Annotated in this window: 10 protein-coding genes; 7 read left to right on the top strand and 3 right to left on the bottom strand. The window is 47.4% G+C overall.

Annotated elements, in window-relative coordinates; all coding sequences use genetic code 11:
* Window positions 1–15: 15 nt before the first annotated feature.
* The 6 genes from PBA01S_RS06475 (at window position 16) to PBA01S_RS06450 (ending at window position 6,902) form a co-directional block, all read left to right on the top strand.
* A complete protein-coding gene (locus PBA01S_RS06475; RefSeq protein ID WP_232228304.1) occupies window positions 16–1,194 on the top strand; it encodes a sensor histidine kinase in 1,179 nt (392 codons plus the stop codon).
* Window positions 1,181–1,819 (top strand): response regulator transcription factor, encoded by a 639-nt coding sequence (locus PBA01S_RS06470; protein WP_085170851.1) that lies wholly within the window; start codon window positions 1,181–1,183, stop codon window positions 1,817–1,819. The genes PBA01S_RS06475 and PBA01S_RS06470 overlap by 14 nt, the downstream gene beginning before the upstream one ends.
* Before the next feature lie 87 nt (window positions 1,820–1,906).
* A complete protein-coding gene (locus PBA01S_RS06465; protein WP_164744099.1) occupies window positions 1,907–2,749 on the top strand; it encodes a CPBP family intramembrane glutamic endopeptidase in 843 nt (280 codons plus the stop codon).
* Window positions 2,750–2,886: 137 nt separating this feature from the next.
* Entirely contained in the window at window positions 2,887–3,357 is a 471-nt protein-coding gene (locus PBA01S_RS06460) for a pyridoxamine 5'-phosphate oxidase family protein (RefSeq protein WP_127575580.1), read from the top strand.
* A 176-nt stretch (window positions 3,358–3,533) separates the two neighbouring features.
* Entirely contained in the window at window positions 3,534–4,688 is a 1,155-nt protein-coding gene (locus PBA01S_RS06455; protein ID WP_085279439.1) for a stalk domain-containing protein, read from the top strand.
* Window positions 4,689–4,880: 192 nt separating this feature from the next.
* Window positions 4,881–6,902, top strand: a complete 2,022-nt coding sequence (locus PBA01S_RS06450; RefSeq protein WP_127575579.1) for a DUF1565 domain-containing protein — start codon at window positions 4,881–4,883, stop codon at window positions 6,900–6,902.
* A 122-nt stretch (window positions 6,903–7,024) separates the two neighbouring features.
* Here the strand turns inward: PBA01S_RS06450 and PBA01S_RS06445 are convergent, their stop codons facing one another.
* Both PBA01S_RS06445 and PBA01S_RS06440 read right to left on the bottom strand, forming a co-directional pair.
* Entirely contained in the window at window positions 7,025–9,712 is a 2,688-nt protein-coding gene (locus PBA01S_RS06445; RefSeq protein ID WP_164744098.1) for an S-layer homology domain-containing protein, read from the bottom strand.
* Window positions 9,713–10,079: 367 nt separating this feature from the next.
* Window positions 10,080–10,913 carry a helix-turn-helix transcriptional regulator gene (locus tag PBA01S_RS06440; RefSeq protein ID WP_127575577.1) on the bottom strand — a complete coding sequence of 278 codons (834 nt, stop codon included), beginning with the start codon at window positions 10,911–10,913 and terminating at the stop codon, window positions 10,080–10,082.
* Between the two features lie 117 nt (window positions 10,914–11,030).
* On the opposite strand from PBA01S_RS06440, the gene PBA01S_RS06435 reads away from it, so the two are divergent.
* Window positions 11,031–11,873 (top strand): NAD-dependent epimerase/dehydratase family protein, encoded by an 843-nt coding sequence (locus tag PBA01S_RS06435; protein WP_028540291.1) that lies wholly within the window; start codon window positions 11,031–11,033, stop codon window positions 11,871–11,873.
* Between the two features lie 53 nt (window positions 11,874–11,926).
* Here the strand turns inward: PBA01S_RS06435 and PBA01S_RS06430 are convergent, their stop codons facing one another.
* A complete protein-coding gene (locus PBA01S_RS06430; RefSeq protein WP_127575576.1) occupies window positions 11,927–12,265 on the bottom strand; it encodes a zinc ribbon domain-containing protein YjdM in 339 nt (112 codons plus the stop codon).
* Window positions 12,266–12,349: the final 84 nt, after the last annotated feature.

Here is a 12,349-nt window from a genome sequence, read left to right as displayed (position 1 = left end):
GGAAGTTCGGAGATCATGATGAAAAAAATTCTACCTTTCATGGATTGGGGCATATTCGCTCTTCGTTCGTACCATTATATTTTGCTGTTGTCCCGGCTTTTCATTGACGGCATGCCCTCAACCCGCACATCGTTATACATGATCTGGTTGCTGGCAGCGTTTATCGTCCCTATCCTATTCTGGTTCCCTGGGCGGCGGATGAACAAAACCTGGTTCTGCATCATGGAACTGCTGCTAGGCGGCTCTTATTATGTGAACTCGGTTTTCCATCCTGATTTGGCATCCAAGGCAGACTATTTGTTGCCGAGTCTTGCAATGGGGTATTTGTGCACTCGATACACACTCTGGATCATTCCTATCGTTGCTTTGATTCCTTTTACCTTTCAATCTCACTTCAAATTGTCTTGGGAGCAGACCCTCGGTATCGGAACAGATAACCTGATCTTTTGCTTTATCGGGGTATGGGCAAGCTCCGTAGCCAATGCGTACGATCAGAAAAATAAACTGGTAGCTGAAGTGGAGCAGCAAAATAAGCTGTTAACCCACTACGCCGCGGAAGTTGAGAAGATGACTTTACTTGAAGAACGCCATCGCTTGTCCAAGGAGCTTCATGATACGCTTGGACACTCTTTTATATCGCTTATTATGAGCCTCGATGCTGCCATTGCCCTGTTGGATCACAAGCCGGCCGAAGTCAAGGATCGGTTAAATCGCTTAAGAGAATTAGCTGAGCGCAATCTGAACGAAATGAGAAGCATCGTCCATGAGATGGGCGACGAAGGAGAATCAAATCTTTACCAACAGATTGAGACACTTGCGTTCAATTTCCGGGTACATACAGGAACTGATGTGGTTTTAAACCTGTCAGGAACTGAGCCAGCGTTGCGTTTCCAAGCACGTCAGACCATCCTGCGAGTCATACAAGAATCTTTTACAAACGCATTAAAACATGGAAAAGCAACTCAACTGCATCTGGAGCTTCGGTTTTCTGAGACCCACGTGCATCTATTCATCCGAAATAACGGCAAGCCGATTAATCGGCTGGAATATGGCTTTGGCTTGACTGCTATGAAACAACGGGTTGAGCATTTGGGAGGAACCCTGTCTGTATCATCTGAAGCCGGAACGGCCCCGGTTACCGAGGTCAGCTGTCAATTTCCTCTGGAAGGAGTAATCCTGCATGTCCAAAATTAAAATGCTGATTGCGGATGATCAGGAATTAATTCTTGAGAGTCTCCATATCGTGCTGTCGATGGAAGAGGATTTTGAAATTGTCGGGTTAGCCAAAAATGGCGAAGAAGCCGTCAAATCCTGCGAGCAGTTACAGCCGGATATTGTACTGATGGATATCAATATGCCAGTCATGGACGGCGTCGCTGCAACAGCAAAGATTAAAGAGCGAACACCTGCAACCAAAGTCATTATACTCACCTCTTACCGGGAAGTGGAATATGTGTTGACGGCATTAAGCCATGGCGCGGAAGGCTATTTGCTCAAAGCGATTCATCCCAAGGAACTAGCTGCGGGCATACGTGTCGTTCATGCGGGAGGAACGTTAATCACGCAGGAGATGGCCAGTAAAATGATCAAAAATTTGAACCTCACCCCTGCCCCACAAATTAACGAATACGGACTTAGCGCTCGCGAAATTGAAGTGCTGCATAAGCTGGCTTCAGGCATGCGTAATCAAGACATTGCCGAGGCCCTGCATCTTAGCGAGGGAACCGTTAAAAATTACATCTCAACGATCTATTCGAAGCTGAATGTGGGAGGACGGCAAGAGGCCGCCCGTAAAGCCCGAGATTCAGGGATCATATGACTTTTTAATGACGAATACTCACTATGGTTTATGACTTTTTCAGCCTACACTCGTAATAAACGAGCAAAAAAAGGGGCTGAAACAACCATGAACAGCAAGTTCTCACGTTTTCCTATCACATGGATGTTGGCGGGGGCTTTGGGCATCATTTTGATCGATTCCCTATTTCGACCCTTGGCCTATCAGGCGGGAGAAGTCGCTTCCCTTGCGATTACATTCGTGGAAGGTTCGATTGCTATTCTCGTATATAGGCTGACAATGAAATACCTTGCTAACCGTCCAACTCCTGAATTAACAAGACAACGCGCAGGTATTGAAGCTGGGATGGGGCTTGTAACAGGGGTACTCTTTATCCTAGTGTCCATTTTGATAATTGTTGCTGCGGGAGGGTACACCTTTCAATGGGCGAGCTCTGCAGATACAAGCTCCATTCTGGCATCCTCCATTACCTCAGCTTTAGGTGCAGCCTTTGTAGAGGAGCTCATCTTTCGCGGGCTTATGTTTCAAGCCATTACGAAATTGGCCGGGCCCTGGCTCGCACTCGCTGTAACCTCACTCTTCTTCGGAGTAGCCCATCTTGGGAATACAGGGGCAACACTATGGAGTGCGTTCGCTATTTCCATTGAGGCGGGCGTTCTGCTTGGAGCGGCATTTATATGGCGGCGGAACCTGTGGTTTGTCATGGGACTGCATTTCGGCTGGAATGCCGTCGAGGGCTTGCTTGGTATTCCTGTTTCTGGGCACACAACAACCGGTCTGTTTACGGTGAAAGCAGAAGGTGCCGCACTTCTCACTGGGGGAACGTTTGGCCTTGAAGCCTCTATTGTTCCCGTTGTGGTCAGTCTGGCGATCGCCATTCCGATGCTGATGGTTGCCAAGCGGAAACAGTCCTCGTTTAAAGAAATTTCATCTGATCTTACCGGCTGCTGATCATATTCGTCTCCTGCTTCCGGGGCGGGCATCATCCTTGTTCACTTCCACTTTTTCGTATTATTTCTCACATCCACTAGGATTTTACAATGCTATGTTAATTGTGTATACCTTACCCTACTTAAGGAGGTAATTGAATGAGCAAGTACGATGAAGCCATGAAGTTGCTGGAAGAACAAGTAGGTAACAAGGACTGCCTCATCTCCCTGTCCACCATCGCACTGGAACCGGGTGCGGGTGGCAGAAGCCGCCCCGCCGCCCGTATTGTAGACGCCTATTATGAGAACGGCTCGTTCTACATTGTCACCTACGCGACCTCAAACAAAATGCAGCAGATTGCCCAAAACCCCGAAGTGGCCATTTGTATCATCGTCGAGAACTTTACGGCGGATGGTATTGGTGAAAATCTGGGCTGGGTATGTGACGAGAAAAACGTGGAGATGATGACCAAGCTGCGCAAAATATTCGCTGAGTGGTATTACGAAGCCAATAACGACGAAGACCCTAACACCTGCCTGCTGCGCATTCGCCTGACAAAGGGTCTGTGGAATGACGCTCACAAAGGGATCCGAACTGAGATTGATTTTGTCAATAAGACAGTAAATTAAGTAAACCTTTGCTTATGGTGATTTCCGATCCGGTTAGGGGGCGACCCATTGTGGATGGCAACAACCTAAAAAAGGGTATCTTCCCCAATCTATGACTTGACCACGCAGTCATATCGGTAAATAATGAAACAATGTGCAAAACGATCTACCGAATATGACTTCAGGAGACTGCCATCATGAAAAAACACCAATCATTAACACGTATCACCGTTGCCTTCACGCTTTTTGCAGTAATTTCCACGGGTGTAGCCTACGCCTCTAGTCCTGAAACCAGCATCAAAGTCAGTTTCAGTAACATCAAGTACCTCTTCAACGGCGTTGAAAAGAAAGCACCAGAAAATAATAAAGGATTTATTTACAACGGAACAACCTACGTACCTCTTCGTTTTGTTGCAGAATCCTTGAATCAGAACGTCAAATGGAACGGCAACACGAACACCATTTCAATGATCCCACAGGAAGCAACGAGCACGAACTCAACCGATGCAGAGAAACTTAAGGAAGCAGAGCAACGAATCGCTGAGCTTGAACAGCAGCTCAAGGATCAAGGAACCTCTTCGTCCGCCACTGCTCAAGATGGTTGGATCACCTATGAAACGAAGAATCTCATGCTTCATTTCACACCTAAGGCCGACCAAAGGTTCCATTATCTTTACACAGAGGCTGAGGACATCTTAAAGGCGCAAGATCAATTTTTCGGATCGGATACCTTGAAGAAAAAGGTTGATGTGTGGATTCATGACAGCGACGGCATCTTTAAGATTGACTCTGGATCGTTCCACAATCCACAGCATAATGCCATAAAACTTGCCGTCGAAGAAAACTATAATATGGCGGGTGATGAAAGCGTTCGTTTTGTCTTTGCGCATGAACTGGCACATGCTTACCAGCATCAGAAATGGGATATCTACAAGCTTGGATCTACGCTAAGCGGCAGAACGAGCTGGTTGCTTGAAGGACAAGCGGATTACGTTGCCAAGAAGATCAATGGCTATTCCCAGTACGGTCCTTCCTCTGATCCCGCCGGCGACAAGCGTGACCTTACCTATTACAAGAACGAACTCAAGAGACGGAATAGCGCTTCAGGTTGGTCACCTATCGATTGGAACAAGATCACGTCGTTTACCGACTTAAACTCGTATCCAGATGAGTATTTCTCGTTTGAAAGCATGGTATTCTTCCTCGAACAAAACTATAGCCACGAGCAATACCTGGACCTGCTTAATGAATTCTCGAAGGGCGCTCAGCCTGCAGCGGCTTTTCAGAATGCATTTGGAAAATCAGAAGAAGCGTTGGTTTCTGAATATAAGAAGTATCTCGGCGTAGAGTAACCGCCCAGCATGAATAAACGGCTCCTCATCTTCGATGCTTTGCATCCGATTAGGGGCCGTTACTTTTTACAAATGGTTCGCTCTGAGCTAAATTATGTGCCAATATTATGAAGGTATAGTACAATTATGATAATTTAGGATGAAGTTAAGGATTGGTACAGTGAGAATACGATAGAAAGAAGGAGCATTTCTATGGAATATCATGTATCCATACATGGGGATGATCAAGCAAAAGGCACAGCGGATCACCCCTTTCGTACAATCTCACGCGCTGCGGCTCTAGCCATGGCCGGTGATACGGTTATTGTTCATGCAGGAGTATACAGGGAATGGGTGAATCCGGCTAACGGAGGAACAGCCGAGCATCGAATCATATATCGTTCCGCAGGAGACGGAGAAGTCGTCATTACAGGTGCTGAACGGATTACCGACTGGAAGTTTGAACGAGACAACGTTTGGAGCACAGAAGTGCCCAATTCCATGTTTTCCGTTCGTAATCCCTTTGAAGTAGAGTTGAGCGGCGATTGGCTATTTGACGGAGCCTTCCCGGTTCATCTCGGTGATGTGTATTTAGATCACAAATCATTATATGAATGTGAGAGTGTCGATAAGGTTTACAATCCCGAAGTGTGGCCTGAAGCCAAATATCCCAAAGACTCACTGTTACAATGGTATGCCGAAGTTGGTTCTGTGACAACGAAGATCTGGGCCAATTTTGGCGGCAAAGATCCTCGTAAGGAGAACGTGGAGATCAGTGTCCGTCCTTATTGCTTCTGGCCTGAGAAACCGGGGCTTAACTATATAACCGTAAGCGGTTTCACACTTCGTCAAGCTTCTCCTCAATGGGCACCACCTACAGACTACCAGGAAGGCTTGATTGGACCTCACTGGAGCAAGGGTTGGATTATTGAAAACAATATCATCAGTGAATCCAAATGCGTTGGAATCAGTCTAGGTACTCCTATCGGTACAGGTCACGCGAAGACTTCGGGGAAGCACAGTAAAGGCGGTACTCAACGGGAGCAGGAGGTGATTTTACGGGCATTACGCTCAGGCTGGCATAAGGACACCGTGGGCAGTCACATCGTTCGCGGCAATGTGATTCACGATTGCGAACAGGCAGGTATTGTAGGTCATATGGGAGCAGCCTTCAGCCACATTTATCAGAACCGTATTTACAATATTCATCACAAACGGATTAGACACGGTGCCGAAGTAGCTGGAATCAAACTGCATGCTGCCCTAGATACACAAATTAGGGAAAATGTCATCTATAGCTGTTACCGTGCACTTTGGCTTGACTGGCAGGCACAGGGCACCCGCATCAGCCGGAATGTATTTTTTGACAACCTTTCGGAAGATCTCTTCGTTGAGGTTTGCCATGGTCCGTATCTGGCCGATCATAATCTGTTCCTCTCCCCTATGAATTTCAGAAATATGGCACAGGGCGGTGCATTTGTCCATAATTTGTTTGCAGGTCATTTTGTAGTTCGTTCTGAAATAACCCGCACTACGCCGTATCACTTCCCTCACGAAACAGCAATGGCGGGATACTCCAATATTACTGGAGGAGATGACAGATACTACAACAACATATTTTTGGGGAATAACGAGACGATTACAGAACCTGTTCCAATAACCTTTTTTGAACATCTGCCATTGAAACCAAGGGATGAGGTTGGAGCGGACGGAAAGACCGTCATGGATGGCGTTCCGGACAATTCCATTTGCTATTTGCACGCTGTGGGGCTCGGAGGGTACGATAAACATCCTAATATCAAAGATAAAAAATGGTGGGAATACACGAATGAAGAGCTTGCCGAACTTGGTGATGCAGCAAAGGATTTCTTTATAGGAAATGCGGTTCTTCCGGTAGCTATGGGGGGCAATGTATATCTTAACAATGCGGTACCCAGCCTTCATGAATCGAATGCGAAAATCTATGTGCAGAAGGCCATAAACGTCGAGATTAACCCTGAACACGGCAAGGTGAAAATTCAGGTCGACCCCCATCTGTTTCAGGGAGCCTCTCCTATGGTGATTACTACCGACCTGCTTGGCAAGACGTATCACGCCGATATGAACTATGAGGAACCGGATGGCACTCCATATCGTTTCGACTCCGACTTTTTCGGGATCAAGAGACCTGAGGCGGATGTCACACCGGGTCCGTTTGAATTGACCGACCATGGTAACACAGATTTTGAGATTTAGGTTAAGCCAGGCACACTAAACAGTACAGACAATTCCGACAACTTGCCGCTACTTATGATACGGTTTTCAGCAACATCTACAGTAAGAAAAAAGGACGCCCCAATCGGCGTCCTTTACGGATACTAGCGAAGTGATTCTAGCAATGTCTTCAACTCCGGCTTCAGCTTCAACACATTCAGGATAATCTGCAACGCTTCAGCACGTGTAGCATTACTCTTAGGGTTGAAGCTTCCATCCCCTTTACCGCTAACGATGCCTGCCTGAGCCGATGCTTGGATCTCCTCTGCTGCATACGCACCGTTCAGATCATTGAAATGGCCTTTCGTCTGATCTTTCTCCAAGTTGTCCAAGTTCATGATCCGCGACAGCATGACCACCATTTCTTCACGTGTAACCGTCTGATTCGGCTTGAACGTACCGTCCGGGTAGCCGTTAATTACCCCTGCCGCTACTAGGATCTCAATATCTTCTTTAGCCCAGGAATCTCCTATGTCCTTCAATACCGGACTCATTGTGCTGCCGCCTTGGATTTGGAACGCGCGATTCAGCATCACTGCGAACTCCGCGCGGGTGATTGGATTGTTGGGTCTAAACGAACCATCTTCATAGCCATTGATCAGCTTCAACTTGGTGAAAGTGTTGATCGTCTCCTCCGCCCAATGCCCCTGCATGTCTACAAAATCCATTGTATCGTTTGCTTTCTTCGCATCTTCTGCTCTGGATGCGATCGTTTTTACTAAATCGGCTGCATTGACAATGCTTCTTTTAAATAAATCAATTGTGGGCTCTGGCTCTGGTTTTGTTGGCGTTTGCTCTCGATCTGCCGGAGTCGTCAATGGTGTAGTACTACTTGGAGACGCTGGGCTTCCGCTTCCACTGCCACTGCCACTACCACTTCCGCTTTCCCCCCCGCCAACTGTCTCAGATGCTGTTGCCGGGAATACCGCTGTAATTGTGTCAGAATTGGCTTCATTTGTCGTTGTTGCTCCAGCTACCGTGAAGAAGTTTGCTGGAACACCTGTTAACGTATACCCGGCTCTTGGTGAGACCACGATCGTTGCCGTATAAACCGTATTTGCCTTAAACACTGAATCCGCGGGTGACCACGCAACCGTTGCCGTATATTCTGCCGTTGACGGCAGTGTTATAACCGGTGTTGCCCCCCGCACTGGCACCGTGACTCCAGTGATCGCTGCTGTTCCGATAGGCACTACGGGTATTGGCTTAATATCTGCTAAAGTTACGCTCAATACCTGTACGGCCGATGCCGGTTGCTGTGCGGTTGGCTTGATTCGGACATATATTTTATCGCCTGCCGCAACCGTAATATTGTCTTCGCTTGTTCCGGTTATCGCCTGGTAAGCATCCGCATTGACTCTGTACTCCATTAAAGGAGACACACTAGTCAACCTCGTCGTTCCGCTCTGTGACCCCTGCTCCAAAGCCGCAGCAGGTGCATCTGCAGGTTTGATGTCGACATAACCGACCGTTAACGTGATTTCGCCTGATGTTACTGGCGGTGCCATACGAATAGTGATTGTATCGCTAATTTTTACTGGAATGTTATCATAAACTGCGTTTGTAACCGATGTGTATGCTGCAGAACCGTTGATCGAAAACTCCATACCACTTTCAACACCATTTAGCTTCGTTGTTCCTACTGTCGCCCCTTGGGTTAGCTGAATCGGCGGTTTCAACTCCGGGTATTGACCAGGAAGAATACGCCACACCAAGGGATCCCAGCCTGCAAATGTAGCTTCCAGTTGCATCTCTGCGGTTGTTTTGCCCTCGCCAGCACCCGCAGATTGGCCCGTTGTCACTTTGTCGTAGAAACTGTTACTATACGTTGTCTGAAAATTTGATCCAATTAATCCACCTACAAATGACTGTCCACTGACTGTCCCAATCGCAAAGCTATTGCTTATTAAGCCCTGAAAGGTATTACCTACCAATCCGCCTATGTAGGATTTCCCAGTAACCATACCTGCAGCGTAGCTGTTGCGGATCGTCGTTTGGAAGTGATCACCTACCAAGCCACCTACAAAATAAGTCCCACCACTTACTGCCCCTGTCGCATAGCTTTCGCTAATTGTACTGCTGCGATAAGAGAAACCTACCAATCCGCCTACTCTTTGATTTCCATTCACATCTCCTGTTGCGTAGCTTTTGTGAATAACTCCTTCATAAACATATCCAACTAATCCACCTATCTCATTATCAGATGTTAGATCTATCCCACTCACTGTTGCCGTCGAGTAACTTTCCGAAATTGAACTATTTTCAAGATTGCCCACGAGTCCGCCAACATTATTTTTACCATACACAACCCCCGTCACGCTGCTCTTATCGATCTGCCCATAACTTTGACCGGCTAGACCGCCTACATATCCTTGTCCCCTAACATTCACATTCTCCAGCTTCATATTGATCAGTTTCCCCGAATACCCGATATCCGCGAATAATCCGGCGTAGTCTGAGTCTGAACTTATCGATAAGTTTGAGATGACATACCCATTTCCGTCAATTTTCCCATTAAATCCACTTATCGGTACCCAGTTTCCGTAACCGGCTAAGTCAATGTGATCTGTCAGTATATAATAAGTGCTGTAATCCGTATCGTTTCTAACCTCGTTTAGTTGTTCAGCGGTTGCGATCTGATAAGGGTCGTGTTCCGTTCCCGTTCCTCCTGCAAAGCTGCCTACTGCCGCATACGCCTTACCTTCTCCGGCTGCGAACCATCCGGGTAGAGTGCCTAGCCCTAACAGCAAGACTAGAAAAATCTTCGATACTCTCTTTATAGCCGTATCCATGTCCGTCATTCCTCCCAAATTGGGTCATATCGTATAAATTGTTGATGAGCCTGCATCAAATTGACTTCTTCCTACTACTTTATCAAAGTGACTCTCTCCTGAATGAAACCTAAAGAAAACTTTATGTTTGAACCTGATAATGGAAAAAGCTCTGGTATATCCTGATGCGGGGAGGAAATCGAAAAATGGATTGAACAAATAGAAAGCAAAGATGCTTCCTGGGACTTTTGTTATCAAGCCAGAAAGATATAGCAAAAAAGAGACCCGTTTAATCCCAAGGGTCCCCTACTATCACTATAGCTTTATTGATGCAAGTATTTGCGAAGATTTGACTCCGCTCTGTTGAATCTGATGGAACTTAGCCTCCCTATTGCTTTATGCTATCCAATAGACTTCGCAAACGTGCAGCGGTATCTGTTGAAGCGGTGTATATCATGATCTTCAGGTCTGGATTGGTCGGCGGCTGCAAAACCACATGCTCGAACTCCATCTCACCGATCCGAGGATCGTAGCTCCGTTTACGGCGATCCGTTGCGACCTGAACGTCATGCAGCGGCCAGATCTCGCGAAACAACCGGCTGCTCTGCATAAATTCATCGATCAGTTCCTGAAACCTTGCATCATTCGGGAATCGCGCATAATCCGCACGAAAGTTCGCAATCAAGACACGTGCCTTGACTTCCCAATCCTTGATATTTGAGCCTAGCTCGGGGTCCGTCAAAAGATGTCTCATCCAATGGGGACGCTGGGGCAGGTTATTCGAGTACACCGGCAATCGAAAAACAAGCTCGGCGGCATGGTTCCACAGCAATAAATCCCAATATCGCCCGATAATGAATGCCGGATGCGGATCCAAGGCCCTTATCGTCCGTTCCAAACCTGCCGTTAATTGATGACTTTCTGCCTTTTCCGGATGACTCGGTCTTGCGAGGTGATGGAGATGACGACGTTCATCCTCGGTCAATCGCAGCGCTTTAGCTATATTATTAAGGACGTCCTCTGATGGATTGACGCTTCGACCTTGCTCCAGAGAGGTATACCATGATGTTCCGATGTGCGCAAGGTGTGCGACTTCATCCCTTCGAAGCCCCGTGGCCCGCCGCCGGCCATAGGATACCAACCCCACTTCTTCCGGAGTCAGACGTTCTCGACGTGAACGTAAAAATTCACCTAACGCCTTCCTAGAGTTAACTTCCTCCATATACCACTCCTCCTATCCTGACACTTCCAATCGTACGATAAACGCAGGAAGGAAGCGGCTTGCACATTTTATTATACTCCTCGTGTAGCACCCGAATAAAATGCAGGAGGAATGAAAATGAACGTTTTTGTAACAGGAGCCACGGGTAAAGTAGGCAGCCGATTTGTTCCGCGTCTGTTGCAGCGCGGTCATCACGTTAAACTGTTGGTTAGGGATGCTGCCAAGGCGGATGGGCTTCACCAGCAAGGGGCTGAAGTCATTGAGGGCGATCTTTTGCAGCCGGACCATTATATTGATGCCCTCCAGGGCGTGGATGCTATCGTTCACTTGGCAGCACAGTTTCGTGGAGTAGACGAGCACACCACTCGAACGGCAAACTTCGATGGAACCCTGGCACTAGCCCATGCTGCACTAGAAACGAATGTGCCAAGGTTTGTTTTTTCCAGCACCAATAATGTGTACGGTTCGGTGGTTCGTTCGAGACCAAGCCGTGAAGATGACGAGCTTAAGCCCACCCATGCTTATCCTCAAAGCAAAGTTGAGGCCGAGGAGGCGCTGCTGCAGCTCCATCGCGAACAGGGATTGGGCGTGCGCATCGTACGATTTCCCTTTGTTTATGGTGAGGGCGATTCTCACATCACCGAAGTGCTGCCGATCTTCCGGAACTGGAATCCAGCCAAGCGAATTCACATGGCACATCATGCGGACATAAGCCAAGCCTTGATGCTCGCCGCATTCACGCCGGGGATTGATGGCCGAATCTATAACGTTGCCGATGATGCGCCGATCTCCGTGTTGGAGCTGTTTCAACTTCATCATAGCGAAGTGCCACCGGAAGCGTTGCAACAGGACTTTGATCCATGGGACATGATCGTAGATACGACGCGGATCAGAGAGGAATTACAGTATCGACCGATTTACCCTTCGTTCTATTCGGCAAGAGATGCAGGAGCATTATGATGTAATTCAACGGCAAGATTTAAGGCCATCCCTTGTGGGATGGCCCTTAGACGTTAGCTCTTCTTTACAAATTCCGACTTCAGCTTCATTGCACCGAACCCGTCAATTTTGCAATCAATATTATGATCGCCGTCTACCAATCGGATATTTTTCACCTTTGTGCCGATCTTCAACGTCGATGAGCTTCCTTTGACTTTCAGATCTTTAATGATCGTTACGGTGTCTCCATCGCTCAGTACTTTGCCGTGTGCATCTTTTACAATCTTTTCAGCAACGGGGTCATTCTCGGATTCCGCAGACCACTCATGGGCACATTCTGGACATACGAGCATCAGCCCATCTTCATAGGTATATACGGACCCGCACTTCGGGCAATTCGGCAAACTAGACATTTGAACCTCCCAGTTCTATTCATGTTAAGTATCTGTCATTATAGCAACATATTAGGTGCCTTGTAAAATGGGGAGAACGTTGGG

The sequence above is a fragment of the Paenibacillus barengoltzii NBRC 101215 genome (assembly GCF_004000745.1).
In the GTDB taxonomy this organism is placed as follows: domain Bacteria; phylum Bacillota; class Bacilli; order Paenibacillales; family Paenibacillaceae; genus Fontibacillus; species Fontibacillus barengoltzii.
The sequence above is the reverse complement of the archived record's forward strand: the minus strand, read 5'-3'. Positions and strand labels throughout refer to the sequence as shown.